The organism is Tessaracoccus sp. MC1679 (genome assembly GCF_014164775.1).
Lineage (GTDB): Bacteria > Actinomycetota > Actinomycetes > Propionibacteriales > Propionibacteriaceae > Arachnia.
This window is the reverse complement of record NZ_JACJGB010000001.1, coordinates 281,199-307,314: the sequence shown is the minus strand read 5'-3', so window position 1 is coordinate 307,314 and position 26,116 is coordinate 281,199. Positions and strand designations below refer to the sequence as shown.

At 67.1% G+C, this 26,116-nt stretch carries 41 protein-coding genes and 1 riboswitch; of the genes, 23 read left to right on the top strand and 18 right to left on the bottom strand.

Annotated elements, in window-relative coordinates; all coding sequences use genetic code 11:
- Window positions 1-52: 52 nt before the first annotated feature.
- Window positions 53-176, top strand: a riboswitch (cobalamin riboswitch).
- A 29-nt stretch (window positions 177-205) separates the two neighbouring features.
- From cobI to H5398_RS01530, 6 genes are all read left to right on the top strand, one after another.
- The gene (gene cobI, locus H5398_RS01555; RefSeq protein WP_182798735.1) at window positions 206-976 is read left to right on the top strand and encodes a precorrin-2 C(20)-methyltransferase; all 771 of its coding nucleotides are present in this window, start codon (window positions 206-208) and stop codon (window positions 974-976) included.
- The gene (cobM, locus tag H5398_RS01550) at window positions 973-1,803 is read left to right on the top strand and encodes a precorrin-4 C(11)-methyltransferase (RefSeq protein ID WP_182798734.1); all 831 of its coding nucleotides are present in this window, start codon (window positions 973-975) and stop codon (window positions 1,801-1,803) included. Before cobI ends, cobM begins: the two co-directional genes overlap by 4 nt.
- Window positions 1,800-4,184, top strand: a complete 2,385-nt coding sequence (cobJ, locus tag H5398_RS01545) for a precorrin-3B C(17)-methyltransferase (RefSeq protein WP_182798733.1) — start codon at window positions 1,800-1,802, stop codon at window positions 4,182-4,184. The genes cobM and cobJ overlap by 4 nt, the downstream gene beginning before the upstream one ends.
- Entirely contained in the window at window positions 4,181-5,407 is a 1,227-nt protein-coding gene (locus tag H5398_RS01540) for a CbiX/SirB N-terminal domain-containing protein (RefSeq protein ID WP_182798732.1), read from the top strand. The genes cobJ and H5398_RS01540 overlap by 4 nt, the downstream gene beginning before the upstream one ends.
- Before the next feature lie 106 nt (window positions 5,408-5,513).
- Window positions 5,514-5,870, top strand: a complete 357-nt coding sequence (locus tag H5398_RS01535) for a hypothetical protein (protein ID WP_182781591.1) — start codon at window positions 5,514-5,516, stop codon at window positions 5,868-5,870.
- Window positions 5,871-5,965: 95 nt separating this feature from the next.
- A complete protein-coding gene (locus H5398_RS01530; RefSeq protein WP_182798731.1) occupies window positions 5,966-6,715 on the top strand; it encodes a phosphotransferase in 750 nt (249 codons plus the stop codon).
- Between the two features lie 287 nt (window positions 6,716-7,002).
- Here the strand turns inward: H5398_RS01530 and H5398_RS01525 are convergent, their stop codons facing one another.
- Together H5398_RS01525 and H5398_RS01520 are read right to left on the bottom strand one after the other, a co-directional pair.
- Window positions 7,003-7,365 carry a type II toxin-antitoxin system death-on-curing family toxin gene (locus H5398_RS01525; RefSeq protein ID WP_182798730.1) on the bottom strand — a complete coding sequence of 121 codons (363 nt, stop codon included), beginning with the start codon at window positions 7,363-7,365 and terminating at the stop codon, window positions 7,003-7,005.
- Window positions 7,362-7,565, bottom strand: a complete 204-nt coding sequence (locus H5398_RS01520) for a CopG family transcriptional regulator (RefSeq protein ID WP_182798729.1) — start codon at window positions 7,563-7,565, stop codon at window positions 7,362-7,364. The genes H5398_RS01525 and H5398_RS01520 overlap by 4 nt, the downstream gene beginning before the upstream one ends.
- A 217-nt stretch (window positions 7,566-7,782) precedes the next feature.
- On the opposite strand from H5398_RS01520, the gene H5398_RS01515 reads away from it, so the two are divergent.
- Complete coding sequence (locus H5398_RS01515) at window positions 7,783-8,262, top strand: GNAT family N-acetyltransferase (protein ID WP_255443446.1); 480 nt, start codon at window positions 7,783-7,785, stop codon at window positions 8,260-8,262.
- A gap of 346 nt (window positions 8,263-8,608) precedes the next feature.
- Here the strand turns inward: H5398_RS01515 and H5398_RS01510 are convergent, their stop codons facing one another.
- Window positions 8,609-8,905 (bottom strand): hypothetical protein, encoded by a 297-nt coding sequence (locus H5398_RS01510; RefSeq protein WP_182798727.1) that lies wholly within the window; start codon window positions 8,903-8,905, stop codon window positions 8,609-8,611.
- Window positions 8,906-9,183: 278 nt separating this feature from the next.
- Window positions 9,184-9,987 (bottom strand): hypothetical protein, encoded by an 804-nt coding sequence (locus H5398_RS01505; RefSeq protein WP_182798726.1) that lies wholly within the window; start codon window positions 9,985-9,987, stop codon window positions 9,184-9,186.
- A 438-nt stretch (window positions 9,988-10,425) separates the two neighbouring features.
- Between H5398_RS01505 and H5398_RS01500 the strand changes: the two genes are divergently transcribed.
- The 6 genes from H5398_RS01500 (at window position 10,426) to H5398_RS17635 (ending at window position 12,489) form a co-directional block, all read left to right on the top strand.
- Window positions 10,426-10,668, top strand: a complete 243-nt coding sequence (locus H5398_RS01500; RefSeq protein ID WP_068751161.1) for a type II toxin-antitoxin system Phd/YefM family antitoxin — start codon at window positions 10,426-10,428, stop codon at window positions 10,666-10,668.
- A complete protein-coding gene (locus tag H5398_RS01495; protein WP_182798725.1) occupies window positions 10,665-10,931 on the top strand; it encodes a Txe/YoeB family addiction module toxin in 267 nt (88 codons plus the stop codon). The genes H5398_RS01500 and H5398_RS01495 overlap by 4 nt, the downstream gene beginning before the upstream one ends.
- A 127-nt stretch (window positions 10,932-11,058) precedes the next feature.
- Window positions 11,059-11,349, top strand: coding sequence for a hypothetical protein (locus tag H5398_RS01490; protein ID WP_220489047.1), 291 nt, complete (start codon window positions 11,059-11,061; stop codon window positions 11,347-11,349).
- Complete coding sequence (locus H5398_RS01485; protein ID WP_182781596.1) at window positions 11,339-11,638, top strand: ribbon-helix-helix domain-containing protein; 300 nt, start codon at window positions 11,339-11,341, stop codon at window positions 11,636-11,638. Before H5398_RS01490 ends, H5398_RS01485 begins: the two co-directional genes overlap by 11 nt.
- 103 nt (window positions 11,639-11,741) lie before the next feature.
- Window positions 11,742-11,945, top strand: coding sequence for a hypothetical protein (locus H5398_RS01480; RefSeq protein ID WP_182798724.1), 204 nt, complete (start codon window positions 11,742-11,744; stop codon window positions 11,943-11,945).
- 343 nt (window positions 11,946-12,288) lie between these two features.
- Entirely contained in the window at window positions 12,289-12,489 is a 201-nt protein-coding gene (locus tag H5398_RS17635) for a ribbon-helix-helix protein, CopG family (protein ID WP_370586020.1), read from the top strand.
- 199 nt (window positions 12,490-12,688) lie between these two features.
- On the opposite strand, the gene H5398_RS01465 is transcribed toward H5398_RS17635, so the two are convergent.
- From H5398_RS01465 to H5398_RS01450, 4 genes are read right to left on the bottom strand one after another with little or no spacing between them, the layout of a single operon-like run.
- Window positions 12,689-12,958 (bottom strand): hypothetical protein, encoded by a 270-nt coding sequence (locus H5398_RS01465; protein WP_255443444.1) that lies wholly within the window; start codon window positions 12,956-12,958, stop codon window positions 12,689-12,691.
- Window positions 12,959-12,963: 5 nt separating this feature from the next.
- A complete protein-coding gene (locus tag H5398_RS01460) occupies window positions 12,964-13,260 on the bottom strand; it encodes a hypothetical protein (RefSeq protein ID WP_220489046.1) in 297 nt (98 codons plus the stop codon).
- A complete protein-coding gene (locus tag H5398_RS01455) occupies window positions 13,251-13,613 on the bottom strand; it encodes a type II toxin-antitoxin system death-on-curing family toxin (RefSeq protein ID WP_182781601.1) in 363 nt (120 codons plus the stop codon). The genes H5398_RS01460 and H5398_RS01455 overlap by 10 nt, the downstream gene beginning before the upstream one ends.
- The gene (locus tag H5398_RS01450) at window positions 13,610-13,813 is read right to left on the bottom strand and encodes a CopG family transcriptional regulator (RefSeq protein WP_182781602.1); all 204 of its coding nucleotides are present in this window, start codon (window positions 13,811-13,813) and stop codon (window positions 13,610-13,612) included. The genes H5398_RS01455 and H5398_RS01450 overlap by 4 nt, the downstream gene beginning before the upstream one ends.
- Before the next feature lie 249 nt (window positions 13,814-14,062).
- Between H5398_RS01450 and H5398_RS01445 the strand changes: the two genes are divergently transcribed.
- Complete coding sequence (locus H5398_RS01445) at window positions 14,063-14,761, top strand: MBL fold metallo-hydrolase (protein WP_182798721.1); 699 nt, start codon at window positions 14,063-14,065, stop codon at window positions 14,759-14,761.
- A 158-nt stretch (window positions 14,762-14,919) separates the two neighbouring features.
- Here the strand turns inward: H5398_RS01445 and H5398_RS01440 are convergent, their stop codons facing one another.
- Window positions 14,920-15,465, bottom strand: coding sequence for a hypothetical protein (locus H5398_RS01440; protein WP_182798720.1), 546 nt, complete (start codon window positions 15,463-15,465; stop codon window positions 14,920-14,922).
- Between the two features lie 214 nt (window positions 15,466-15,679).
- On the opposite strand from H5398_RS01440, the gene H5398_RS01435 reads away from it, so the two are divergent.
- The 7 genes from H5398_RS01435 to H5398_RS01410 all read left to right on the top strand — a co-directional run bounded on the left by H5398_RS01435 (window position 15,680) and on the right by H5398_RS01410 (window position 18,216).
- The gene (locus H5398_RS01435; RefSeq protein ID WP_182781605.1) at window positions 15,680-15,907 is read left to right on the top strand and encodes an antitoxin; all 228 of its coding nucleotides are present in this window, start codon (window positions 15,680-15,682) and stop codon (window positions 15,905-15,907) included.
- Window positions 15,904-16,296: a type II toxin-antitoxin system VapC family toxin gene (locus tag H5398_RS01430; RefSeq protein WP_182781606.1), complete on the top strand. Its 393-nt coding sequence runs from the start codon at window positions 15,904-15,906 to the stop codon at window positions 16,294-16,296. The genes H5398_RS01435 and H5398_RS01430 overlap by 4 nt, the downstream gene beginning before the upstream one ends.
- A gap of 72 nt (window positions 16,297-16,368) precedes the next feature.
- On the top strand, window positions 16,369-16,647 hold the full coding sequence (locus H5398_RS01425) for a type II toxin-antitoxin system RelE/ParE family toxin (protein ID WP_182798719.1): 279 nt from the start codon (window positions 16,369-16,371) through the stop codon (window positions 16,645-16,647).
- Window positions 16,648-16,663: 16 nt separating this feature from the next.
- On the top strand, window positions 16,664-16,951 hold the full coding sequence (locus H5398_RS01420) for a HigA family addiction module antitoxin (RefSeq protein WP_220489045.1): 288 nt from the start codon (window positions 16,664-16,666) through the stop codon (window positions 16,949-16,951).
- Window positions 16,952-17,027: 76 nt separating this feature from the next.
- On the top strand, window positions 17,028-17,561 hold the full coding sequence (locus H5398_RS16740; RefSeq protein WP_220489044.1) for a phage integrase N-terminal SAM-like domain-containing protein: 534 nt from the start codon (window positions 17,028-17,030) through the stop codon (window positions 17,559-17,561).
- A complete protein-coding gene (locus H5398_RS16735; RefSeq protein WP_220489086.1) occupies window positions 17,483-17,989 on the top strand; it encodes a tyrosine-type recombinase/integrase in 507 nt (168 codons plus the stop codon). The genes H5398_RS16740 and H5398_RS16735 overlap by 79 nt, the downstream gene beginning before the upstream one ends.
- Window positions 17,983-18,216: a CopG family transcriptional regulator gene (locus H5398_RS01410; protein WP_182781607.1), complete on the top strand. Its 234-nt coding sequence runs from the start codon at window positions 17,983-17,985 to the stop codon at window positions 18,214-18,216. Before H5398_RS16735 ends, H5398_RS01410 begins: the two co-directional genes overlap by 7 nt.
- A 406-nt stretch (window positions 18,217-18,622) precedes the next feature.
- Here the strand turns inward: H5398_RS01410 and H5398_RS01405 are convergent, their stop codons facing one another.
- From H5398_RS01405 to H5398_RS01395, 3 genes are all read right to left on the bottom strand, one after another.
- Complete coding sequence (locus H5398_RS01405; protein ID WP_182798718.1) at window positions 18,623-18,865, bottom strand: hypothetical protein; 243 nt, start codon at window positions 18,863-18,865, stop codon at window positions 18,623-18,625.
- Between the two features lie 385 nt (window positions 18,866-19,250).
- Window positions 19,251-20,228, bottom strand: coding sequence for a hypothetical protein (locus H5398_RS01400; RefSeq protein ID WP_182798717.1), 978 nt, complete (start codon window positions 20,226-20,228; stop codon window positions 19,251-19,253).
- Complete coding sequence (locus H5398_RS01395; RefSeq protein ID WP_182781611.1) at window positions 20,221-20,766, bottom strand: sigma-70 family RNA polymerase sigma factor; 546 nt, start codon at window positions 20,764-20,766, stop codon at window positions 20,221-20,223. The genes H5398_RS01400 and H5398_RS01395 overlap by 8 nt, the downstream gene beginning before the upstream one ends.
- 191 nt (window positions 20,767-20,957) lie before the next feature.
- Between H5398_RS01395 and H5398_RS01390 the strand changes: the two genes are divergently transcribed.
- Window positions 20,958-21,350 carry a hypothetical protein gene (locus H5398_RS01390; protein WP_182798716.1) on the top strand — a complete coding sequence of 131 codons (393 nt, stop codon included), beginning with the start codon at window positions 20,958-20,960 and terminating at the stop codon, window positions 21,348-21,350.
- Window positions 21,351-21,414: 64 nt separating this feature from the next.
- Here the strand turns inward: H5398_RS01390 and H5398_RS01385 are convergent, their stop codons facing one another.
- A complete protein-coding gene (locus H5398_RS01385) occupies window positions 21,415-21,960 on the bottom strand; it encodes a hypothetical protein (RefSeq protein ID WP_182781613.1) in 546 nt (181 codons plus the stop codon).
- A gap of 235 nt (window positions 21,961-22,195) precedes the next feature.
- On the opposite strand from H5398_RS01385, the gene H5398_RS01380 reads away from it, so the two are divergent.
- Window positions 22,196-22,471, top strand: a complete 276-nt coding sequence (locus H5398_RS01380; protein ID WP_220489043.1) for a helix-turn-helix transcriptional regulator — start codon at window positions 22,196-22,198, stop codon at window positions 22,469-22,471.
- A 280-nt stretch (window positions 22,472-22,751) separates the two neighbouring features.
- On the opposite strand, the gene H5398_RS01375 is transcribed toward H5398_RS01380, so the two are convergent.
- The 5 genes from H5398_RS01375 to H5398_RS01355 form a co-directional block, all read right to left on the bottom strand.
- Window positions 22,752-23,063: a hypothetical protein gene (locus H5398_RS01375; protein ID WP_182781614.1), complete on the bottom strand. Its 312-nt coding sequence runs from the start codon at window positions 23,061-23,063 to the stop codon at window positions 22,752-22,754.
- 221 nt (window positions 23,064-23,284) lie between these two features.
- Window positions 23,285-23,683, bottom strand: a complete 399-nt coding sequence (locus H5398_RS01370; RefSeq protein WP_182798715.1) for a hypothetical protein — start codon at window positions 23,681-23,683, stop codon at window positions 23,285-23,287.
- 60 nt (window positions 23,684-23,743) lie between these two features.
- A complete protein-coding gene (locus tag H5398_RS01365) occupies window positions 23,744-24,082 on the bottom strand; it encodes a hypothetical protein (RefSeq protein WP_182798714.1) in 339 nt (112 codons plus the stop codon).
- A 415-nt stretch (window positions 24,083-24,497) separates the two neighbouring features.
- The gene (locus H5398_RS01360; RefSeq protein ID WP_182798713.1) at window positions 24,498-24,692 is read right to left on the bottom strand and encodes a hypothetical protein; all 195 of its coding nucleotides are present in this window, start codon (window positions 24,690-24,692) and stop codon (window positions 24,498-24,500) included.
- Window positions 24,693-25,034: 342 nt separating this feature from the next.
- Window positions 25,035-26,087, bottom strand: a complete 1,053-nt coding sequence (locus tag H5398_RS01355) for an ABC transporter permease (protein WP_182798712.1) — start codon at window positions 26,085-26,087, stop codon at window positions 25,035-25,037.
- Window positions 26,088-26,116: the final 29 nt, after the last annotated feature.

Here is a 26,116-nt window from a genome sequence, read left to right as displayed (position 1 = left end):
GACGGCTCGGAGGCGCGAATCTGCTAGACGACCCCAAGTCAGGTCGAACTGCGGGCTCTGACAGACTGAGGCTGCGCGCAGGCGACTTCGAGGAACCCGGTGTGAGTCCGGGACGGTGCCGCCACTGTGACCCCGATGGGGCAGTCAGGAACTCGGGCCTGCGCGGCCAACCATTCGGGCGAGCGACCCCAGGAGGCCACGGCAGATGACCGTACCCACCCTTCCCCCTGTTCCAGGACGACGACTGATCGGTGTCGGCGTCGGCCCTGGGGATCCTGAGCTGATCACCGTCAAGGCCGTGCGCGCCCTGTTAGCCGCCGACGCGATCCTCGTCCCCGCGACTGAGGAGTCCGGCGACGGGCCGGGCCGGGCGGAGCGGATCGTCGAGGAGGCCTGCCCCGACGCCGCGACCCGGATCGTCCGCGTTCCCTTCTCCATGGCCGACAAGTCAGGGGTCTCGCCGCGACGCAAGCAGGCGTGGCTGACCTCGGCCCAGGCCGCCGTCGACGCGTTCGCCGACGGCGCCGCGACCGTCGCGTTCGCCACCGTCGGCGACCCCAGCGTGTATTCCACGTTCTCCTACCTCGCCGCGCACGTCGTCGAGCAGCTGCCCGACGTGGAGGTGGAGGTGATCCCAGGCATCACCGCGATGCAGGCGCTGGCCGCGGCCAGCCGTACGCCCCTGGTCGAGGGGCAGGAAGTGCTCGCGCTGGTGCCGGTCACGGCCGGACTGGAGCGCCTGCGCGAGGTGCTCGCCGTGGCGGACTCCACCGTCGCGTACAAGGGCGGACGGCGGCTTCCGGAGGTCGCGGAGCTGCTGCGCGGCGAGGGTCGCGACGCGGTCATGGGCGTGGACGTCTCCCTCCCGAACCAGCGCCTGGTCCGGCTCTCGGACCTGGCCGACGGCGAGTCCGCCCCGTACTTCTCCACCGTCCTCGCGGCCCCGAGCCGTGCGACGACGGGGGGCCGGTTGTGACCGGCAAGGTTGTCTTCGTCGGCGCGGGCCCCGGCGCGGCGGACCTCATCACCGTCCGCGGCGCCCGCGTCATCGCCGAGGCCGACATCATCATCTGGGCCTCCAGCCTGGTCCACCCCGGCATCGTCGCGGGCGCCAAGCCGGGCGCCCAGCTCGTCGACTCGGCGTCGGCGTCGCTGGAGGACATCGAGCCCCTCTACCGCCGGGCCCGCGACGAGGGCCTGCTGGTGGCCCGCGTCCACACCGGCGACCCCGCCATCTACGGCGCCACCGCAGAGCAGCGCGACCTCATCCGCAGCCTCGGCCTGGACTTCGAGTCCGTCCCGGGCGTCTCCGCCTACTCCGCCGCCGCGGCGCGGATGGAGGTGGAGATCACGGTTCCGGAGGTGTCGCAGAGCCTCGTCCTCACCCGCCTCGAGGGCGGCCGCACCCCCATGCCCCCGCGCGAGACCGTCCGCGGGTTCGCCGCCCACGGCACCACCATGGCGCTCTACCTGTCCGCCGCCCGCAACAAGGCACTCCAGGAGGAACTGCTCGCCGGCGGCTACCCACCCGAGACGCCCTGCATCGTCGGCTACCAGGTGTCCTGGCCCGACGAGCTGATGCTGCGCTGCGAGCTGAAAGACCTGTCCCAGACCATGCGCGAGCACAAACTGTGGAAGCACACCGTCGTCCTCGTCGGGCCGGCGCTCGCCGAGGGCACCCTCGCCACCCGCAGCCACCTCTACCACCCCGGCTTCCGGCACGAGTACCGCGCGGCCGAACCCGAGGCGCAGGCGGACCTGCGCGCCCACGGCACCCGCGGCGTCCTGGAGGAGGACCGATGATCCACGTCCACGGCTACCTCGGCGAGATCTCGCCGGCCACCCGCAGCCTCGCCGGACGGGTGGCGCTCGTCGTCGGCGGGCGCCGCCACCTCGACGCCCTCGGCGTGCCCGACGAGCGGCGCGTCGTCCTCGGCGCGCTCAGCCCCGCCGTCGAACGGCTGAAGGCCCTGCCCGACGGCGACGACGCGCTGGTGCTGGCCAGCGGCGACCCCGGATTCCACGGCATCGTCCGCCGCCTCCGCGAGGAGGGGCTGGAGCTCGCGGTCACGCCGGCGGTCAGCTCGGTGGCGGCCGCGTTCGCCGCCGTCGCGCTGCCCTGGGACGACGCCGTCGTGGTCTCCGCCCACGGCCGCCCCATCGACGACGCCGTGGCAGCGGCGCGGCGGCACCCCAAGGTCGCGGTGCTGACCGGGCCCGGCGCCGGGGTCCGCGAGCTGGCCGCGGCGCTCGAGGGATGGTCGCGGCGTTACGTGGTCGCGGAGCGCCTCGGGGAGCCGGATCAGCGGGTGCGCGAGCTGAGCGCCGAGGAGGCCGCCGTCGCCGAGGTGGCGGAGCCGAACGTCGTGCTGATCCTCGACGACTCCGCCCCTGCGGCGCGCGACGCCCACGGCCCAGTCATCGGGCAGGTGACCAACTCGGACGCCTCGCGCCGGCACGCCGACGCGATCGACGCAGCCCTCGGCGCCGCCACCCGCCGCTACGACGGCCCGGCCGCAGAGGGACTGGTGCGGGCGTGGCGGGAGTGCGACCTCGTCGTCTCCCACCTCGCGCTCGGCGCCACCGCCCGAATCCTGGCCCCGCTGCTCGCGGACAAGAAGGCCGACCCGGGCGTGGTGGTGGTCGACGAGGCGGGCCGGTTCGCCGTCCCGCTTGTGGGCGGACACGCAGGCGGCGCCAACGAGCTGGCCGAGCGCATCGCCGACGCGACGGGGGGCACGCCGGTGCTCACCACCGCCACCGACGCGCTCAACATCCCCGCCCTCGACACGCTCGGGTGGGCGTATCACGGCGACGTCGCGGGCGTGACCAGGGCCATCCTCGATGGTCGCCCCGTGCGGCTGGAGAAGTCCCAGCCGTGGCCGCTGCCGCCGCTGCCCGCCAACGTGTCGCCGGACGCCGACGACGCCGTCGTGCGGATCGTCGTGACCGATGAGCTCGCGCCGGATCCGCTGGCTGAGGTGCCGCGGAGCGGCCTCGAAGCCTATGAAGCGCAACCACTCAGCGGCACGGTCGTCCTGCACCCGAAGAGTCTCGTCGTCGGGATGGGCTGCAACCGCGGCACCGACGTCGCCCACCTCCGCGACCTCCTCGAGCGCACCCTCTCCGACCACGGCCTCGCCCTCGACTCCGTCGCCGCGATCACCACCGTCGACCTCAAGGCCGGCGAGATCGGCCTGCTCCAACTCGTCAAGCAGCTCGGCGTGAAGCTTGTCGACTACCCGGCCGACGAGCTCGCCGCCCAACCGGTGCCGACGCCCAGCGCAATGGTGGAGGGGCACGTCGGCACGCCGTCGGTGGCCGAGGCGTCCGTCCTCGCGCACGGCGCCGAGCTGATCGTGCCCAAGCAGCGCAGCACCGACGCGACGTGCGCCGTCGGCCGCCTCCCAGCCCGCGGGCGGCTGAGTGTGGTGGGTCTCGGCCCCGGCGTCCGCGACCTCCTCACCCCGCGAGCCAAGGAGCGCCTCCAGCAGGCGACGTTCGTGGTCGGCTACGGTCCCTACGTCAAGCAGATCCGCGACCTCATCCGCCCCGGCGTCCGCGTCATGGCCTCCAAGATGGGCACGGAGGAGGCCCGCACCTCCGCCGCGATCGAGGCCGCGCGCAACGGCGAGAACGTGGCACTGGTCTGCGGCGGCGACCCCGCCGTCTACGCCATGGCCAGCCCCGTCCTGGAGCAGGGCACCGACGGGATCGACGTCGACATCGTGCCGGGCGTGACCGCCAGCCTCGCTGTCTCGGCGATCCTCGGCGCACCGCTGGGCCACGACCACGCCACCATCTCGCTGTCCGACCTCCACACCCCGTGGCCCAACATCGAGCGACGGCTGCAGGGCGCGGCCGTCGGCGATTTCGTGGTCGCGCTCTACAATCCCCGATCCCGCACCCGCACGGCCCACCTGCCCCGCGCGCTGGAGATCCTCGGCGCGCACCGCTCGCCGGAGACCCCCGTCGCGGTGGTGCAGCAGGCGTGCCGGCCGCGGCAGAAGGTGATCATGAGCACGCTGGCGGAGTTCCAGCCCGAGTGGGTGGACATGAACTCGCTGGTGGTGGTGGGATCGTCGACGACGAGGTTTGTCACCTCGGGCGGCGGGCGGCGGCTGATCGTCACGCCGCGCGACTATCAGTGGATGCCGGACACGGCGGAGGAGGTGGACGCATGAGCGTGCCGCTGATCATCGCCGCCCACGGCACCCGCGTGGGCGAGGGTGTCGCGCAGTGCGAGGAACTGGCCGGGCTGGTCTCGGAGCGGCTGCCCGGCGTCCCGGTCACGGTCGGCTACGTCGAGCTCGCGGAGCCCACCATCACCGACGCCCTGGTCGACGCATTGGCCCATGGCGGGCGCCGCGCCGTCGTCGTGCCCCTCATGCTCGGCACCGGCGGCCACGTCCGCTCCGACATCCCGCAGTTCATCGCCGAAGCGACGGCGCGGGTGCCGGGCAGCCGCGTGGAATACGCGCGGCACTTGGGCCCGGAGCCGAGGCTGATCGAGGCCGTCGAGGCGCGGCTGACGGAGGCCGCGGAAGAGTGGGTCCCCGGCGAGACGACGGTGGTGTTCGTGGGCCGAGGCGCCCTCGTGCCCGAGGCGAACGCCGACCACCTCCGGGTGGCGCGGCTGCTCTACGAGCGGGGCGGGTGGGCCGACGTCGAGTCGGCGTTCATCCAGGTGACCCGGCCGTCGCTGCCGGAGGCGCTGGACCGGGCCTACGCGCACGGCGCGCGGCGCATCGTCGTCATGGGGCACTGGTTGTTCGCGGGCCGGCTCAAGGGCTGGACCCGAGAGCAGGCCGCGGAGTGGCAGGGGGCGCACCCGGACGCGGAGGTGCGGGTGGCCAACGTGATCGGGGCGTGCGCGGCGCTGGCCGACGTGGTGGCCGAGCGGTACCGGGAGACGCTGCCGGTGTCGGAGGGCGGGTCGCCGGCCTACCTGGCCGGGCTGATGCTGGGTGGGCGTGACGTGCTCGTCGTCGGGGGCGGCAAGGTGGCCAGCCGGCGGGTGTCGCGGCTGGTGGAGTCAGGTGCCCGGGTGCGGGTGGTGGCGCCGTCGGTCACGCGGGCCGTGGAGGCCCTTGCCGACGCCGGTCGGCTGACCTGGCTGGCGCGGGAGTTCGACGACGCCGACCTCGACGGCACCTGGTACGTGATGGCGGCCACCGACTCGCCGGAGGTGAATGCGAAGGTCGCGGAGGGCGCGGAGCTGAGGCACACGTTCTGCGTGCGGGCCGACGACGCCCGCGGCGGTTCGGCGTGGACCCCGGCGACGGCGGAGGTGCGGGGTGTGACGGTGGGCGTGGTCGGGAACCGGGAGCCGCGACGAACGCGCGATGTCCGCGATGCGATCGTGGCGGCACTCTCGGAGCCGCCACACTCGACTCAAGGTGAATGACCGGCTCTCGTTCCAGCGTGCTGCCCGAATGCGCCGGGCTACTTCCGCTCATGCCGAGAAGCGAGCTTTCGCGCGACGCTCACGGACCCTTGTCTAGCCTTGCCCCATGCAGATCCTGGGAGATAGGACCCGACAATTGCCGGCGCCGCCGCACGTCGTGTTCACCTCCCTGACACACCCAGGCCTTCCCGGGGCGCGTCCCTGGTTGGTGCTCCTGGACGACGAGGTGCCACCCGTCATCCTCAGCAGTCACGAGCCGCACCGTGTCCAGTGGAGCTCCCTGTGGCCCTCGCGGCCCAACGACCTCGTGGACCTCGAGCTCAGCCCCAAGGACGGTGGCACGCTGCTGCGGTTCATCCTGTCGACGCCCGACGAGGAACCCGACGCCAGCAAGCTCGGACACATGCGGAGACGACTCAACCACCTGCTGTTCGCTGACCTCCGCTTCTCCTACGGCCAGTGACGCACTCAACTGCCGCACTCGGTGCGTGGCATCGCGAGTGGCCCAGGCGCGACGCATTCTTGCCACGACTGCAACCCAGCGGGCATGGTCTGGGCATGGAGGAAACAGAGGCGCTCGACGGAGGAAACACGTCGGGTGATGTGGTCCGTGTCGGCGACACGGTGCGCAAGCCCTGGCTGGCGACGACACCGCGCGTCGTGGCGTTCATGAAGTCCCTGCGCGAGGGAGGGATCGACGTCCCTGGAACGCACGGCCGCGATGAGCAGGGGCGCCTCGTACTCGACTTCGTGCCAGGAACGATGGCCATCGACCTTGCCCCCTTGCCGCTCGACGTCGTGCGACGTGTGGGCTCGCTGATCCGCAGCATCCACGACGTCAGCGCACGACTGCCCGTCCCTGCCGACTGGCCTGAGGGCCTGCTGCCCGCACGGCACGCCGATCTGATCTGCCACAACGACCTGGCCACGTGGAACCTCGTCATCGACGGCGACCGGCTCGTCTTCATCGACTGGGACGGCGCGGCCCCCAGCAGCCGGCCCTGGGACGTGGCTTATGCCGCGATCGCGTTCGGGCACCTGTTCCCCGGGGCTGATGTCCGCGACAGCTGTGACCGCCTCGCCGCCTTCGCCGAGGGCTACGATGCTGACCAGGCGCTCCGCGAGCAACTGCCTGCACTCATGGTCGACCGGTCCGTCGCCATGTATGAACTCCTGCGCACCTCCCATGAGATCGGACGCGAACCCTGGGCGAGCATGTACCCCGACTTCCACGGCGACCACTGGCTCAACACGACCCAGTTCATCCAGCGACACCAAGCTGACTGGAGCCGCGTACTACAGCGGTAACGCACGATCATGCCGCGCATGAGGTGGCTGGTCTGCCTGGGGAACACGCTGAGTGCGGGCCGGGCTCGGGGGCTTGCCGCGTGGCGTTTAGCATGGCGGCATGTCTTGGCCCCCGGTAGCGCTCGATGGTCGAGTCTTTGACCTGGCGGGTCGTCATGTGGCGGTTCGTGGCGTGGGTCCCGACGGTGAGCCGACAGTGGTGTTGAGCACCCTCGGTGTGGCACGCGACGGCGAGGTGGGGGCCCGCATGTGTGATTCAGCCACGCGCGTTCCTATGCCGCTGGTGGTCAGTGCCAAGACGCGAGGCGCGCCGATACTTCCTGGTACGTCGCAGTCCCGCTGGCGACCGCGATCACCAGGTCGTACGCCTCGTCGTCAGGCGCGTCCAAGTCGATGCCATTGAGTCCGAAGAAGACCACCAGCGACAGCCAGCCCAGGCGCTTGTTCCCGTCGACCAGGGCATGGTTTCCGACCAACGATTCCAGTAACACCGCTGCCTTGTCGTCGAGGCCGGGATACGCATCCCTGCCGAAGACGCTCACGCGCGGGCGGTGGACCGCGGAGTCGAGCAGTCCGATGTCGGCGATGGGCCCGACCCCAAGGTCCTCCACCAACGACAAGACGTCCTCGAGGGTGAGGTGCTCGATCACTGGCCCAACCGGTCGAGCAGGTCGGCGTAGCGTGCCCTAGCCGCGGTGGAGAGGTGTCGTACCTTGTCCTCGCGGAGCCGTCGTGCGGCTGCTTCCCGGATGGCGCGCACGGTGGCTTCCTGCTTGCTCACCCCTTCGGCTTCGGCGAGCAGTGCGAGGGCCTTCTCGTCCTCAGGTTCCAGCCGGAGTGTCATAGCCATGCCATCATGATACCGGTGTGGTATCTCACGCTCATGCCGCTGCGAGTGGTGTTCCCAAGTTCGGCGGGCAAAATGCTCCGTGCGGCACCCAGATCTTCGACAGCTGATTTCTCCGTGAAGCTCGTCACCCGTGCCTACTATGGGCTCATGTTCCGCTCCTGAGGACAGATCACCAACGCCCATCGACACGAACGGAACAACCATGCCCTCTGACCTGATGACCCTCTCACTTACCCGTCGCACAACCACTCCCGCCAACCTCGACGCCGTCGAGCTCCGAGGCATCCAGACCTCTGATCGCGACGCCCTCGCCACCGCCTATCTCGCGGCATACCCGCCAGGTGTCGCGGCCACCAGCCTGAACGACGCCCGGCAGGAGATGGACGACACCTTCACTGGAGAGTTCGGCGCACTGCGCCACGATCTCACCCGGGTCGCCACCTTCGAGGACCGACCCGTCGGTGCGATCCTGGTGGTAGGTAAGTCGATTTGGGACCCCCAGTTGCACGGGCCCTTCATCATCGACCTTTTCGTGCATCCCGACGTACGAGGCATGGGCGTCGGCCGAGCCCTGCTCGACGACGCGGTGCACGCCTGCGCGCGGGCCGAGGATGCCACCCTCTCGCTGCGCGTCGGCGAGGGCACTTCCCCAGCGGCTCTCGCGCTCTACACCCGGGCAGGGTTCCAGCAACGCTGACAGCGAGGTCCGAGTGGCGCTCCACGCGGTGGGCCACTCGGACTGCGCCTTGCTCCCGTGGCCTGGGAGCCGCCCCGAGGGAGGCCCGCCCGAGCAGGTGTTGAACTGTCCGCTTCGGTCAGATACATCCGGTCATGCCGCGGTGTGCGAGGGTAGCCTTCGGCTTCGGTGTCCCCGAGCACGACCGCCCTCAATTGCCGCCGACCGAGCGTACGTTTCTCGCGTTTGCATGTCCAGCTGCGCTCCGCCTTGAGAAGTCTGCGGTCGGGCTCGCGCGATCGTGATCCTGGGCTTGAGTCGGCGGGTCTTCGACGTCGAACTCGTGGGCCTGCGATTGATGCTGCGTCTACGCCGTGGCGATAAGTGTCGCAATCCCGAGCGCGATGACCGCGACCACCAAAACGACGATGATCAGCCAACGCAGGCGCTGGGTCCGCGTGGCCCGCGCCTCTCCAGCGGTGGAGCCGGGGGTGGGTGGCCTGTCGTGCTCGGAGAGTTCAGGCGGGATCTCGCCGACGACGGTCACGGGAGCGTCGCCGGCTGGGTTAACCCAGGTCCGGGCGGGATCGGGAAGTGGATCGTTGATCCACCGCCCGGTGATCGGGTCGAACCGCTCTTCCGCGGGCGGCATTACGCGTTCCATGGGCCCAGTCTGACAGCGGGCCAGCCCTCTCGGACCCTGGAGCTGGGAACACCCCGCCCGTCCGAGTGGATCCATGCCGCGAAACCAGATCGGGCTCAGAAGCCAAACGACCCGATGTCTGCCGACACCGCTTCCCACGCGGTGAGGCTCGGACCTGAGGATCTGAGTGCGCTCACGGCCCGACGGAGGGCTGCACAGCCAAGGATGCAAACCACGCAGTGACAGCGACCAGCGAAAGCAGACCTGCGGCCACCGTGGGCCACAGTCGCTTGGCGACGTCATGGGCTCCAGCGGGTGGCTCCGGTTTCGCAGAAGCTGGTGCGGACTGCCGGGCCTTCGAGGCAGGCAGCGTCGACCAGGGCGCGATCGCCGAGGGGCTCGTGAAGGGAAACGGTCATCTGGACGCTGTCGTTGCCCTGGCAGTTCTGGGGCTCGTTGCCAGGGAGCGGTTCGGCGTCGACTCGGATGATGATGTCGTCGATGCCGAGTGAGACAACTGGCTGGGCGATCGCCCCGGTCACCCCGCTGGAGCACTCTGCGCGAGTGACCTCGATAGTGACGGTCGTCGACGTGGCGGTCACGCGCTCGGAGTCGGCGAGGGTCCAGGTCGCGGCTGCGCCCACCTGGGGCGGGATCGTCGCGGTGACATCGGGGATCGCCGGGTTCGAATCTGGCAGGGCGGTCCGGGTCGCGTCGTCAAGCAGCGGGCGGACGGCGTCGTACACCCGGTTGTAGAAGCCGCTGCCGGGGTCGTCGACGCGCCCGGGGGTGCCCGACTCGTCCAGATAGACGGCCGTCGGCAGGATCCGCAGCACCGGGAGGTCCGCGTCGGCGGGGGTGACGACGAAGCCGCGGAAGCCGGGCCCGGGGTCCGGCGGGTCGGCAGGGATCACCTCCCCGGCAGCCGCACTATCGCCGATCATCAGGTACATTTCCTCGGCAACGTCAGGGTCGAGCGGGAGCTGCGGGTTCTCCCGTCCCGAGTAAAGGTCGACCATCACGGTGGTCCGGCCGGGCGGGGCCGCGGGCGCGTCGGAGACTGGCGTGCTGCAGCCCGAGGCGGCCAGTCCGATGCCGGCCACCACGACGATGCCAACGGCTGCCGCCAGCCAGCGCCGTACTGTAGGGACGGCAGGTTGGTGGCCCGGTCGGGCGGCGCGGTCGACCGGACCGAGCGGGACCGCCGAAACCGGGATTGGCGACGCTCGGCGGCGACTCTCCCGGATCCGGGTCCCGAAATCACTCATGTCGGAAGTACACACCTGCCTGTGCCGCCACGTCTACCCGGTCCCTGCCTGAACCTCGCCACAACGGCGATTCAGTCTCGCGAACCCTGATCCGTTGCAGCAACGCTCTACTAAACGTCTGATCATGCCGCTCCTGGGACGGTTGAATCCGGTGTGGCAGGTGTATAGCCAGACCGAATCGCATCGTTGCCCCTGCCGCGTGACCTTGACTCTTCCGTCCATACTTGCAGGAACGTACGTCATAACGTACGCTGCTTGGTGGAGGTGGTGCCCATGACTGCTGTAAGCGCAACGTCTGCCCGCGCGAACCTGTACCGGTTGATCGACCAGGTCAACGAGGAGTCCGAGCCGCTGACCATCACCGGCCAGCGTGGCAACGCGGTGCTTATCGGCGAGGAGGACTGGCTCGCCATCCAGGAGACGCTGTTCCTTGAGTCGGTACCGGGGTTGGCCGATTCCATCCGGCGCGCCCGCGCGGAGGGCGTCGACGCGGGCTCGACCGAGCTTGACTGGTGAGTCCCTGGACTCTGGTGTACTCAGGCCAAGCCCAGAAGGACGCCAAGAAGCTGGCCTCCTCAGGGCTGAAGACGAAGGCGCAGCACCTGCTAGAGGTTCTGGCCCAGGACCCGTTCACCACGCCACCCAAGTACGAGAAGTTGGTCGGCGACCTCGCTGGCTGCTACTCACGGCGCATCAACATCCAGCACCGACTTGTCTATGAGGTGCTCCCTGATCGCCACGTCGTCCACATCCTGAGGATGTGGACCCACTACGAGTAGCCACTCACCGAACATCCGGACATGCCGCGTGGTGCGCGGACGATTTGTCTGAGACGGGTGACGACTTGTCTGAGACGGGGTGACGACGGGCTTGGTGGCCGTATTGCGCGTGTAGTACGCTGGGATGGTGGATGAAGGCATCGACTGGCGCCATCGGGGCGACTACATCGCCAAGCATGGGCTGACCCCAGTTGTTGCCGACGAAGCTTTCGCCGATCCCAACAGGCTGGTCATCGATCCGGATCCCGCGTCCGTGTCGGGCAGAACCATTCGGGTCATCGGCTGGGCAGCCTCCGTCCGGAGACTGGTCACGATCATTGTCCTTCCCGACGAGGACGTCATTTGGGGAGTCAACGCGTGGCCATCGAACACCACCGATCAGCGCCGTTACAGAGAGGAGCGGACAAATGTCGATTAGTGATCTCATCGCGACCGAGGCCGAGGCGGCTGAACGCAACCCCGACGCCGTGATCAAGCCCGGCAGCAAGGTCACCCGCGGCCATCAGCGTGCCAAGACGCTCCAGGTTCGCCTGAACGTCGAGGAGTTGGAGACGTTGACGCGGCTGGCCGAGCAGCGCGGGCTTCCCGTTTCCACTCTGGCTCGCGACCTCCTGCTGTCACAATTGGCGGGCCCAGACGAGTCCGCCAAGGCGCTGATTGCCAGGATCCGGGCAGAACTCGACGACCTTGCAACCCGTGTAGCCTGACGGGCCCCCGAACATCCGCCTCTGCCGCAGCCAGTTCGAAGATGCTGCCTCTGGCGTTGTGGTCGGTGTGAGCGCAGCATCATGTATGACCAGTCTTGAGCCCATGTTGTTCCCTGTCCTCCTCGATGCAGCGACCGATCCTCTGGTGAGGGCAGTCGCCGCCTACCTCGCCCGCTACCGTGGGCAGACGCGCGTCCATACCGAGTCGGACCTGCGTAGCTTCCTGGTGTGGTGCCGCGAGCGGGGTGTCGACCCTCTGGGGGCGAGCCGCGCCCAGGTCGAGTTGTACGTGCGCTGGATGTGCTGAGTGAAGAGCAGCCCCAGCATCACCACCAGAGCGAAGTCATTGACGTTGACAGACAGCCGGGAAGCGCTGAGCAAGGCTTCGAACTGAAGATGAGACAAACCCAGAGTCGGAGACTCAGCCGGCACGTTCGGGCGCCGCACGTAGTCCGCCGGTGAAGCAGCGATCACCTGGACAATGACACAGGTGCGGTAGAAGCCCGCCATCACAGAGACACGCCGGCTCACGGTCGAGGGCTGGAAGTGACGGACTTCCTGCCCAATGGACGAATGAGGCCGAAGCCGGCTACGACGTTGCGGAGTTGAAGCGTCGCGGCCGTGGCCGTCCCGGGCGCGGTGCCGAGCCGATGCAGGTCATCGCGGTACGCCTGACAGCCGAGGAAATCACGGCATTGGATGCGCTGGCCGAGCGTGACAATGTGTCACGCTCTGAAGCGATCCGGCGCGCGCTTGCTGGCACGCCGCGTGAAGGTACACCGCAGCGCAGGCAAGCACGGGGTCCTGCCCGAGGATGCGGTGCAGGCCGCCGACTGGTCCCTGTGGATTGAGCCGCTTGACGATGACGGCTGGCCGCAACGAGAACTGCGACTCGGCTTCGACACCCAAGCTCGTCTACTCGAGACCGTGGTCCTGGTCTTCGCGAGTGGTGAGGAGATGGTCATTCATGCCATGCCTGGGCAGAAGCAGTATTGGGACCTCCTGCCCTGAGCTGACCGATCAATGCTCGCTCATGCCGCGCCTGGTGCGTCAGGCGACCTTGCTTGCGTAGCGCTGGCGGGCGGCCTCTCCGCTGGTGCCGACGAAAGCGCCGATCGCCGACCATGGCATGCCGGCTTCGCGGGCTGTGCGGATGGCATCAATCACGTGGCGCTCGGCCTCGGATCTCTCCGCCACCGCTGCTCGGAGCAGGGCAACTGCACCGGCGTCGGGCGCGTCGTCGGGATTGGGTTCGTGGAACTCGAAGCGCGCCGCCAGCTCGTCGGCGTGCTGCAGGATCTCGTCAACAGTGCGTGGCATGGTCATCACCCCAGGAATTTCTCGCGGGTTTTCATTGCGTGGACGATGACGTGATCGCCATCGACATAGCCGACCTCCAAGAAGATCGCGGACTGGTTGGGACCCACGATCATGATGAACCCGTCGCCGAGATCCCAGATCCGGACCGGGTTGCGGTCGGCGTGGAGGATCTCAGCTTCACCAAGTCCATGCCCGCCGCGGACGGTGCGAAGACTGGATCGTCCATCGTCCCAAGATAACTTGCGAGCATGCAGGTCAAGTGCCCGGGAATATCCGGATGTGCTGGTGGTGGTCAGTGCCAAGACGCGAGGCGCGCCGATGCCTCTTGGTACGTCGCGGTCCCGCTGGCGACCGCGATGACCAGGTCGTACGCCTCGTCGTCAGGCGCGTCCAAATCGATGCCATTGAGTCCGTAGAACACCACCAGCGACAGCCAGCCGAGACGCTTGTTCCCATCGACCAGGCCATGGTTGCCGACCAACGATTCCAGGAGCACGGCAGCCTTGTCATCGACGCCGGGGTACGCATCCCGGCCGAAGACGCTCACACGCGGGCGGTGGACCGCGGAGTCGAGCAGTCCGATGTCGCGAACGGGGCCGACTCCAAGGTCCTCCACCAACGACAAGATGTCCTCGAGGGTGAGGTACTCGATCACTGGCCCAACCGGTCGAGCAGGTCTGCGTAGCGGGTCCGAGCCGCAGTGGAGAGGAGCCGCACCTTATCCTCGCGGAGCCGTCGTGCGGCGGCTTCCCGGATAGCGCGCACTGTGGCTTCCTGCTTGCTCACACCCTCTGCCTCGGCGAGCAGCGCGAGGGCCTTCTCGTCCTCAGGTTCCAGCCGGAGTGTCATTGCCATGCCGTCATGATACCAGTGTGGTATCTCGCGATCATGCCGCGGTGTGCGAGGGTAGCCTTCGGCTTCGGTGTCGCCGGGCACGACCGCCCTCAACTACCGCGCTGAGGGCGGATACGCTCGCCCGGATTCGGCCCCCGTTAGTCAAGGACGGCTGTGGGTCCGGTCTCGTCTCGGTCTTCCGGGCCTGTGAGGCGTAGCGTGGGTGTCGCGGGTCCGGAAGGTGCGGCTCGCCGAGACCGGGGGGACAGCATGGTCGGCAGAATCCGCAGGATCGACTTCGGCGTGAACTGCTATCTCATTGATGTTGAGGGCGGCTACGTTCTCATCGACACGAGCTTCCCGAACCAGCGGGACAAGCTCGACGCCGAACTTGCTGCAGCAGGTTGCGGGCCTGACAATCTGCGCCTCATCGTCCTGACCCACGGCGATGTCGATCATGCGGGCAACTGTGCACATCTGCGCAGTACTCACCATGCCCCCATTGCGATTCATCGCCAAGATGCCGAGATAGTCCGGAGCGGAGACATGACCGCCGGCCGGACGGACAAGCCCGACAGGCACACTCTCGCGTTTCGGTTCCTGACATGGGCTTCTGGGCTGCTGTACAAAATCACCAGGACGGGTGTGGACTTCGAAGCCTTCGAGCCGGACGTACTCCTGGAGGATGAGCAGGACCTCTCGGCCTATGGGCTCGATGCGCGGGTTGTGCATCTTTCGGGTCACTCGAGCGGATCAATCGGTATCCTTGCGGGCGGTGGGGTCCTGTTCTGTGGGGACCTGCTCGTGAACGTGATGAGACCTTCACTCCACTACTACATAGACGACTTGGCCCAAGCGCACGAGAGCATCCGCAAGCTGAGCGGCCTCGGCGTCGAGACCCTCTACCCAGGGCACGGCAAACCGTTCCCGTTGAGCGAACTACCGATACCGGGCCGGCGATTCGGTTGATTCCTGCAATTACTAGGTGCTGGTAAGTGCTTGAACTCAACAATCCCAAGGGTGCCTTCACCGCCGCCAGGCTCGCGCCTCTCAATGGACGGCAACCCCTATGGGCGGCCAGCTCTCAGTCGTCCGCACCTGACCAAAAGGTGGTGCCGCAGACGGACTTACTCAAGCTGGTCTCGGTACAACGGAAGCTCGGCGCCGTATTCCACCTGTCGGGTCCTTTCCGGGAAGGCGTTGGCAAGGACGTGTGCCACGACGAGAGAGCATCCGACGGTGAACTCGATCTCCTCGTCGACTTCGCATGCGAGACACCAGGCCTTGTCCTCAGGCCATGCGAGATGAGGGGCGACGTGGATTCCTGGCTCGTCCCAGGCTAGGGCTGGTGCATCCCTTAACACTTCGATGGGACCAGTGAAGAGCAGCATCTCTCGGTTGGGAATGTTCAAGCGTGGTGCTGCAGGTGCGGGCGGATTTCCGCCCCACCCCTCCCAAACCGCCGCGTAGCCTTTGCCTGCCGTGGATGTGCACGAGGCAAGGATGGCCAGAGCTTCGCGGACGGCGTCGCCGGCATCGTTCTCCGGGAACGCAATCCGCACGTACACGTCAAAGCCCGGCGGCCCGTAACGAACGAGCTCCCACCAATCAGCACCAGGCTGAAACAGCCATTGAGCAGGCGCCGCGTCTTCTGCGGGGCGAACATTCGTCACCTCGACCAGTCTGCCATGCAGACTCTCGCACCCTCATGCCGCAGCCCGTTCGAAGATGCTGCCTCTGGCGTTGTGGTCGGGGTGAGCGCAGCATCACGTATGACCAATCTTGAGCCCATCTTGTTCCTTGTCCTCTCCTCGATGCTGCGACCGATCCTCTTGTGAGGGACCCGCGTGTTGACTGAGCGTGCTTGCAGAGTGCTAGCATGTTGTCATGACGACCCTGTATATCCGTGACGTCTCCGACGATGTCGCCGCTACCTTGAAGGAGCGGGCGGCGTCGGAAGGTATGTCGTTGTCGGCCTACGTCGCCGCAGAGTTGGCCAAGATCGCCGCACGGCCCACGAACGAGCAGATCGTTGCTCGGCTCAGGGCGCGGGATCGCTCCAGTGGGCCCAGTTCCGACGACATCGTCGCTGCCGTGCAGGCGGGCCGCCGGTGATCGTGCTAGACGCCTCCGCGATGGTCGAGGCGCTGATCGGCAGCGAGGTGGCCGACGAGTTGCTGGATGCTCTCACCGGCGACGTGCACGCACCGCACCTGCTCGACGTCGAGGTGTTGTCCGTACTCCGGGGCTTGCTCCTGGGCGGCAAACTCGATCCTGCTGTTGCGGAGGAGGTTCGTCGCGACCACTTCGCGTTCGTCATCAATCGCTACGAGGTCTCACCATTGGCTGATCGGATCTGGCAGTTGCGTCACCAGTACACGAGCTACGACGCCGCGTACCTCGCTCTGGCAGAGGCGCTGGACGCACCGCTGTACACCTGTGACGCGAAGCTCGACCGCGGCGGCCACCACGCCAAGGTTCACCTGCTCCACCGAACGCACTGATCTGCCGCTGGTGGTCGTTGACGGCGTGGGTGGGGCTTGTATCGTGTAGCGCTACGCGATACGATGCTTTTTGTGATCGTCAGCTTCCGGCACAAGGGTCTGGAGCGGCTGTATCGCGACGGTTCGAAGAAGGGTGTTCAAGCGACTCACATCCCCAAGTTGCTTCGCATCTTGTCGCTTCTGGACGTGGCACAGACCCCCGACGACCTCGCGATCCCGTCGTTTCGGACCCACCCCCTCACAGGGGACCTGGCCGGGCACTGGTCGATCTGGGTGAACGGCAACTGGCGAGTGACGTTCCGCTTCGTTGAGAGCGACGTCGAACTCGTCGACTATCAGGACTACCACTGACCAGGAGGTGGACAACATGGTGATGAGGACCCCGGTCCATCCCGGCGAGATCCTTCGCGAGGACGTGCTGGCCGATCTCGGGCTGAGTGTTGGGGAGGCCGCGTCCCGGCTCGGGATCTCCCGGGTGACGTTGAGCCGAGTCCTGCACGGCCATGCCCGCGTGAGCCCCAACCTTGCTGTTCGACTGGAGGGAGCAGGCGTTGGTACCGCCCGCGTTTGGCTGGCCCTGCAGTCGGCTTTTGACCTCGCGGCCGAGCGTGCCGCCGGATTACCCACCGTCCGCAGGCTCGACCCCGTCGCCTGACAACATCCGCAAATGCCGCAGCCAGTTCGAAGATGCTGCCTCTGGCGTTGTGGTCGGGGTGAGCGCAGCATCATGTATGACCAGTCTTGAGCCCATCTTGTTCCCGGTCCTCCTCGATGCTGCGACCGATCCTCTGGTGAGGGCAGTCGCCGCCTACCTCGCCCGCTACCGTGGGCAGACCCGCGTCCATACCGAGTCGGACCTGCGTAGCTTCTTGGTGTGGTGCCGCGAGCGGTGTGTCGACCCCCTGGGTGCGAGCCGCGCTCAGGTCGAGTTGTACGTGCGCTGGATGCAAGAAGTCCGTCACTTCCAGCCCTCGACCGTGAGCCGGCGTGTCTCTGTGATAGCGGGCTTCTACCGGACCTGTGTCATTGACCAGGTGATCGCTGCTTCACCGGCGGACTACGTGCGGCGCCCGAACGTGCCGGCTGAGTCTCCGACTCTGGGTTTGTCTCATCTTCAGTTCGAAGCCTTGCTCAGCGCTTCCCGGCTGTCTGCCAATGTCAATGACTTCGCTCTGGTGATGCTGGGCTGCTTGGGCTCCGGATCTTCGAAGCATGCGGCGCCAACGTCGAGGAGCTGGGAGAGGAGCATGGCCATCGCGTGCTGAGGGTTCACGGCAAGGTTGTTCTCACTCCACTGGCGCCGGCTGTTCAGCGGGCGATCGAACGTGCCGTCGCGGGACGAGCGGAGGGGCCGATTCTGCTCAACCGTTGTGGCTCACGGATGGACCGTCACGCTGCCACCCGGCGGCTGAAGCACCTCGACAACTCCGCCGCGATCCAGCTTCCGCGGATGCACCCGCACATGTTGCGGCACACCTTCGTCACCACGATGCTCGATGCCGGAGTCGACCTACGTGACGTCCAGATCGCCGCCCGCCACGCCGACCAAAGAACCACCATGCGCTACGACCGTGCCCGCAGGAACCTCGACGGGCATCCCCAACTACATCCCCGCCGCCTACATGGCCTCCGGGACCTGACTGCGGGGCTCTTTCGCGGCTGCAGATTCCGTTATACGATATTTGTATGGTGAGTGAAGAGCAGATCCGACAATGGACGAATGAGGCCGAAGCCGGCTACGACGTTGCGGAGTTGAAGCGTCGCGGCCGTGGCCGTCCCGGGCGCGGTGCCGAGCCGATGCAGGTCATCGCGGTACGCCTGACGGCCGAGGAAATCACGGCATTGGACGCGCTGGCCGAGCGTGACAATGTGTCACGCTCTGAAGCGATCCGGCGCGCGCTTGCCGGCTACGCCGCGTGAAGGTACACCGCAGCGCAGGCAAGCATGGGGTCCTGCCCGAGGACGCGGTGCAGGCCGCCGACTGGTCCTGTGGATTGAGCCGCTTGACGATGACGGCTGGCCGCAACGAGAACTGCGACTCGGCTTCGACACCCAGGCTCGTCTACTCGAGACCGTGGTCCTGGTCTTCGAGAGTGGTGAGGAGATGGTCATTCATGCCATGCCTGCGCGCAAGCAGTATTGGGACCTCCTGCCCTGAGCTGACCGGTCGATGCTCGCTCATGCCGCGCCTCGTGCGTTGAGCCGGGGACCTTGGCACACAGTTCGGCATGGAGTTACAGCGAACCCTTGCAAGGGTCGTCGTCGGGCCTCTCAAGCAACCGCGAGGCATGTACAGCTGTTCAGGGGGCGAGTGGGTGCGGGGGCGTCAGCTGACGTTGTTCCCGAACTCCTTGAGCTGGTTCGCTTCTGCGATGGAGCTCGCGAGTGCTCCGATGAGTTCGGCGGCGTCTGCAGGCGAGAGTCGCACCGTGGCACGGCAGGTGTTGTCCTCCCAGATGGACAGGATCGTCCTGCCGGTCTCGGGATGAGACGAGACGCGCAGCACACGGCCAGGACGGTCGCGTCCTTCAAGTGCGATCCCGCGCCGGGGCAGTGGCGAGACGGTCATCTTCCGAGGATGCCATCGGGGACGGCCTGTGTGAAGGTGCTGACCGGTGCGGTTGGGTCGGACCTGCTCGCGCACACTCGCTCATGGTGCTCGGGGTTGCCGGGGCCGGGTCGGAAACGGAGTGGTCGCTACTCGTGAACTGCCATGTAGCAAGAGCCGCCACGATCACTGTGGCCAGGAATGCCGGCAGGACCGTGGGCCAGCGGCGCGGCGTGGGGTTCATCGGAATCCCGCTGCCGGGTTCCGCTGGGATGGCTTGGGATGTGAGTCGAGGCGAAGGGTGTCGGTCGTTTGGTTGGGATGGATCGACTCGATGCCTTGCACGATGGTGTGTTGACCTTCTTCGGGTGGGGCCGCAGGATGTGGAGGGCTGCTGCGAGGGTGTCTACTGGCAGCCCACTGAGCCGTTGTCGTGTACTTGGTACTGGCATCGGTCGGCGCGTTCTTGTAGTTCCAGCGGGATATCGTCGACCAGTTGTCGGTGGATCGTCTCGACGGACTCATGCTCTTCGTCGGGGTGTCGCCAGATCTCTCCGACCACTTGGCCGCGGGCGGGGTCGATGAGGAGTTCGTCTGTGTAGCCGTACCTGTCCTTGGCGCCGATCACGGTGACGTCGATTCCGTCCATCACGCGCTGGCTGGTGACTTCCACGGTGGGGAGCTTCTTCAGGACTTCGAAGAGTGAGCTGCGTAGGTCCGCGGGGACGATACCGGAGCGCAGTACGTCGGCGACGTAGACGTGGACGGCGTGGTCTTTCCCGCGGCCCCGGTCTTCCGTGTCGGCCTGGAGGCGTTCGAGCAGCGCGTCGGGGTCGCGGGGGAGTTCCGCGAAGAACCGCATGGAGGGTGATTGCCAGGAGGCGGGTAGGTCGTTGGGTCCGAGGTCTCCGGCCCACGCCTCGGGTGGGCCGTCGACCCGGCACCCGTCACCGTGGAGTACCTGGGCGAGTTCGCGTTGAGTTCGGTCGTACCAGGTGGGTTCAGTTCCGTCCACGGAGACGTACATGGTGTCTGTGAAGCTCACGAGGCAGGTTGCCGCATTGTCGATGAGCAGTGTCTCGCCTTGGTTGACGATCTTCCAGTATTGCCCCGGTTCGGTGGGTTCGTCGACGGCGTTGATGGCTGCCTCGGTGAGGACTTCCTGGGCTTGTGCTGTTGCGCCGGTGCCTGGGGGTTGGAAGAGCCCCAGGCCGACGACGAGTGCGCTGGCCGCGGCGACCGCGGCGATGCGCCACGTGTGGCTCCGTCTCGGGGTGGGGGCGGTGAGTGCCTGGGTGAGGAGGCGGCGACGTTCGTCCTGACTGTAGGCGGGGGTGTGGGCTGCGGGGTCGGTTTCGCGCAGGAGGGTTTCGATGTCACGCATGGTGGGCTCCTTGTGGTGCGGGGACGACGGCCAGAGGCAGTGAGGTGTGGTCGTCGGAGAGCAGTTGCTGAGCGCGTCGTCGGGCGCGCATCAGGCGGTTGCGGGTGGCTGAGCCGCTGAGGTCGAGAACGACGGCGATCTCGGTGGGCGTCAAGCCTTCCCAGGCCGTCAGTCGCAGGATCTCCGCGTCGAGGTCCGGCAGCTGGGCTAACACGCTCTCAGCGAGAGCCCGGCTACTGTGTTCGGGCGCCGGGTGGTGACGCGGCGGGTCATCGGCGACTGCGTCGCGTACCCTCATGCGCCGGGCCAGGGAGCGCCGTTCGTGGAGGATCGTGTGGTGGGCCACCCTGAACAGCCAGGGCAGCGCAGGATCGGGGACGTCCCCCAGGCGGCGCCACGCTGTGGTGAACACCTCGCTCACGATGTCGTCTGCGGCATGGGGTCCGATCCGGCGGATGGCGTATGCGCGAACCGCCCTCGAGTGGAGTTCGAAGAGATCTTCGAGGCGCTCATGGTCGGAAGGCTGGTAGCGGCTCACATCTGGTACTTCCCGGATCGGGCCCGCGCGTCACAACGGGACCGCAATCTGTTCACTGTCCGTTCCCGCGGCGGTTCCCCATCGTCCCATCCTCGTCTAGCCCGCACGGCCGATGCCTGGATTGATGCCCCGGCATACTGAGCGCAGATGCGGTCGCATGAAGGGGGCGGGATGTGAGATGTTTGGCGAGGGTGGGGCTGACGGTTCTGATGGTGTCTGGTCTGGCGGCGTGCGGTGGGCAAGGGGAGGTCGTCCAGTCCGGTGACGTCTCCGTCTTGGTGTCGGAACGCGCCGACGGTGGCATGGCCGCTCAAGGTGGAGGGACGCTGGAAGTGGTTGGCGGTTGCCTCGGAGCGGGTGGCTCGGTCATCGTGTGGCCGCACGGTACTCAGGTTGTCCAGGACCAGCCGTTGACGATCCGGATCCCCACCGTGGGGACTTACACCCTTGGCGACGAGGTGCTTGTCGCTGGAGGTTACGTTCTGGAGCATTCGTCGCGAAACGTTGAGGCAGGCGATTTCCTCGCGGGCGGTGTCACTGTCCCTGCGAAGTGCGCGGAACACGACATCTTCCTCGCGAACTGAGACCCCCTGCAGAATGCGCGCATTTGCCGCATCCTGCGCGTCGCAGATGAAGGCGGGAGTCTCTTTACGAGTCTTCTTCCAGCGCGGCTGGGCAGTCGCTCGCCAGGACCAGGGTGAGACGCGATGTCGCAGTCCTATCGCGCGGCTCTCCGTCGACGCGGTAGGTGACCACTTGGCTGGCGGCGCTTCCTGTGTCCGCTGCCTCCGGTCGCAATGCGATGGCCAGGCTCACTGTGGCGGTTGGAGGTATCAGGTATGCGGCGACGGGTTGGCGTCCGGCCCATAGGGCGGCATTCTGGGCCGCTGGGTCATGGGTGACTCCGAACCCCAGGGTTGTGCCGTCTTCGAGTCTTATTGGGGGTACGACCACCACGTCGCTGAGTTTGACGTGGTCATGCTCGCCGACCTGTACGGACTTGAGCGTGATTGCGTGTGGGCTCGTGTTCGTGATCGGCACGCCGAACCAGTAGTCGGTGTCGCCAGCGAGTGTGGATTGGCAGATTCGGGTGCTGTTGTCAGGCACCTCCAGAGACGGGCCAACGGCGCAGCCCGCAGTGCTGGCTGCGGTGAGCAGGCTCCATGCGATCCATGCCGTGCCCTTGTTGCCCATGACGAGACTGTAGACCGGACGGGGTTCACCACCGACAGGCTTACTCTCATGCCGCGGTGTGCGAGGGTAGCCTTCGGCTCCGGTGTCCCCGAGCACGACCGCCCTCAATTGCCGCGTTGGGTATGTGCGTTGGCCGTCAGTCGGGGTTCAGTGCCTGTGCCTCAGGCGGACGTCAGTTTCCTGAGCGTCGTCCCCAGGCGCGCATGCGGCGTTAGGACGTGGACGGCCCAATCTGATGATCCGGGTGAGACTGGACTATCTCTTGGTGGACAGGGGACTATCGGTTCAGGGGCTCGCGGAGGCGGTGGGGATCACCGCGGCGAATGTATCGGTTTTGAAGAATGGCCGGGCGAAGGCTGTGCGGTTTTCCACCCTTGAGGCGATGTGTCGGGTGCTCGATTGCCAGCCGGGTGAGATCCTTGAGTTCATCGCTGATGAGGACGGCGACTCAGCCGATTCTGTGAATCGACGAGGCGCCGTCTTGGTCACCTTGATCAGGTTCAGGGGTTGATCCGGGTCGTTTGAATGTTGAAGATCGTCTCGGGTGCGACTGGATTGATAGAATCCCATGTCGTGGTGATGGCCTCGGCACCAGGAGCCGCATTTCTGCTCATCCGCGTTGGGTGGAGCTCGCGTGTCAAGGAGTTCGTTGGCGTGCCCACCGTCGCCAGGACGCGCACGGGAGCCCCGTGGGCGCCAGCAGCGTCCAGAGTTCGTCCATCCTGGACGCTCGGTCCAGGCTGCCGTGGCGATAGCGCCAAAGTCCACCAGTCCTCTCGGAGAGGAGGGGATCACCGGCTCACAAAGCATGCGCCCTCTGTGGCTGACTCGTCGGCCATGACCTGACCGGCGAATCGCCACGTTCTCATCCCCGGTCCTGTCAGAACGAGTTCCTCGGAAAGGTCGGCATTGAGAAGCATCAATGTATTGGACTCAACGCGGCACTCGAGAGCACCGATGCTGCCGGCGGTGTAGCCATCAGGAGCGGCGACGAGCGTTAGCGAGGTTCTCCCGGGAACCTCCACCGACAGTATCGAGAAGGTCTGGTCGGGCGAGTTCAGCTCGTTGCATGATGTGGCCACCTGGTCGTGGATGATGCCCACGCACACCCGCCCATTGCCGGTGGCGATGTAGGCGTCAATCCCCGGTGGGCCGCTCGGAGAGAAGGCCTGAAATTCCGGACCAAGGTGCCTCTCAAATCGACTGGACAGTGCCGGTAAGACCTCAGTGCTGGTGCTGACAGCCGAGAATGTCGCCACGTCGGAATGGCTGGACGGGGGTGGCACACATCCGGTCGGCAGCAGCGCCAGGGCGACGCAAACGCTCAGACAACGCCGCATTGAATGGCATTCGAGTATCCGGAGGCGTTTTGGCACACGGCCTTGTGCGAGGCAGTGACATCTGCAACCTCGATCTGGCCGGCATCAGATGTGGTACCCACGAGGACGTTGGCAGAGGTTCGCAACTCGACTCTCATCCAGTACGGGGACTGACCCACCGCTGCCACGTAGCCGATTGTCTGAACCGAGGAGGTGTACTTGGCGCTCGGAGTCATGACTGAGCAGTTGACGATTCTGAGCTTCACGGGTAAATCCCGGAACCAGTACGAACCGCACCAGGACGCCCGTGTCTCCGCGAACGCCGAGCTGGGGACGATCGCCAGTCCGGCGATCGCGAGAAGCACCAGAATCCATATCCTGGTGTTGCGAATCATGCTCTCCATACCGCGAAGGTACTCCACAGAGGGGTCCACCCCGCCGCGGATGGTCGCTCTGCCCGGTGGTCAACGGTTCAACGGGTCGGGTTCAGGGTATTCGAGGTCGAGACATTCGAAGCCCTTCGCGACGGCGGCGTGGAGGCGCTGATGGCCGGCAGCGTCCCACTTCACGTGGGGGAAGTACTGCCAGTAGAAGGAGTCGTTGGAGGCCATGCCTTCGCCGGTGTAGGCCTGCCAGCCCGATGCGATCAGCCATTCCCCGTCGGCGGGGTCATCCAGGCTGTCGGCGTTGGTGAGCCGGGCGCGGCCCGTGACGCCGTCGGGGGTTGCCACGACGACCCACCAGTTGATTCCCGCGGTCAGGCCTTCACCCACCGCGATCTGCACGGCCTCGTCCCAGTCCACCGGCCCCCACCGTGATTCATGGCTCAGACGCGTCGCGCGGCTGATCGGCTCGCATACCATCTGAGCAGCCAGCGCCGCGTCGGGAACAGGCTCGGACCGACCGGGTTCAGACGTCGCTCCGGATGACTCAGATGGCTCCACCGGGACAACGACGATGGGCGTGTCCTCGGGGCCTGTCCCGGCCGGGGTATGGTGCTGCCCCCCGGTCAGCGGTGCTTGTGTTCGTGTCGAGCACAACTGTCCCACGGGTGCCGGTTCACGCCGACGGTCGACGTCCCGTGTCCTTCCATGCCGTCAAGGACTCGATGCCTCAGGGGGAACCGACCCGCGGACCCGACTCCGTGAACAGTGGCAGGCTCGCCTCGGACGACGCCCCGAACATCCGGATCTGCCGCGATGGGAGGAGTTCGCGCGATCAAGGGGTGTATCGGCGTGCCCACCATCGCCAGGACGCGAGTAGGACCGCTGCGGTCGACAGCAGCCACCAGAGTGCGTCCATCCCGAGCGGATCGGCCCAGGGGCCGAGGTAGAACATCGTGACCATGACGGCCGCGGAGACGATCGCCGCCACGGAGAGGTCGATGATCAGGTCGAGGATGAATCGCACCACTCCTGGCCTCCTTCGCCTGCGCGCCGTGCGCATCACGTTACCTGCGCACAGCCTTCCCTCAGCGGGTGTCGTACCATTGAGTTCGCCGGTAGCGGCTGGTGGTCGCCTTGCTGGGCGGGGTCCGCGTCGCCGGGGCTTGCGGCGGTCCTGATTGGTTTCCCAGTCCGCGGTGCCAGCGGTGGCGGTGGCGTACGCGGTGATCCAGGCGCGCAGACTGGCGGGTCGACCCACGGTCACGCCCTGCTCGTCGGCCAGGTCACGCGACAGGGCCCCGGTGAGGTAGGTCCAGCTGGGTCCGGCGGGCACGTGGGGCCAGCGACCGGATCCCACAATCCGCGATGGTCAGGCCGTTCGGAGTACCGCCACGGGGTCGCGGTGCGCGGCCACCATGCCTGCGGGCACCGTCGCGACGAGGGCCGCCACGACCACGAGGGTGGCGGTGGCGGCGGTATGCCCGAGCGGAGCGATGGTTTCCGTGGCCGTGCCGAAGGCCGTGACCGCGACGATGCCCAGCACCGCGCCGGCGGTGGTGGACAGCGCGGCGCGAAGAACGATCAGGCTCATGAGGTCGACGCGGGTGATGCCGAGGGCTCGCCGCCGGCCGAGGTCGCGTTGCCGGATGAGCACGTCGGCCAGGGCGACGGCGCCCACGAACAGCGCGCCGACGAGCAGGACGATGAGGGTGGTCTCGTAGCCGGCCAACCGGACGTCCCCGCCCACCAGTTGGGAGGTCTCGGCGAGGTCCCGTGGGGAGGAGAGGCCCAGGTTCGCGGGGTCGGTGGGCGCCAGCAACCTCCGGAGACCGCGTTCGGTGGGGCCCAGTTGACCCACATCGTCGACGATGACTCGTGCCTGCTCACCAACCCCGGGTGTCGCGGAAACATAGATGGCGCCGTCGCGGAGCCAGTCGAACGGGGCTGCCGCGTCGTAGGTGCCGACGACGGCGTAGGTGTGGTTGTCCCTCGTGACTAGTGCCCCCGACGGGGCCTCCATCCTGAGGGTGGCGCCCGAGGTGGCCGAGACGATCGCCTCACCAGGCTCGGGCCAACGGCCGGCGCGGAGGGTGACCACGTCGTCGGGGCTGGTACCGACGAGGCCCCAAACGCTCACCGTCGGCCCGCCCCAGCCGAGGGCGGCGTTGGTGACCGTGGACGCCTTGGTCACCGCTGCGACGGTGTCGACGCTGGAGAGGTCCGCGATGACGCTGACCGCTTCGGGGGTGAGGAACCCATCGGAGCCCTGATCGGTGACCGCGATTACGCGAGCGCCGGCGTCCTCCAGGCGCTGCTCCAACTGCTCCTGCAGGGCCGCCCCGCGCCCGGAGGTGGCGGCTGCGGCGAAGGTCATTGCGGCCGCAGCCAGCAGGATGAGGATCGTGGGGACCCGGGCAGCCATCGCGGAGGCAACGGCCTCCCGGAGAAGCG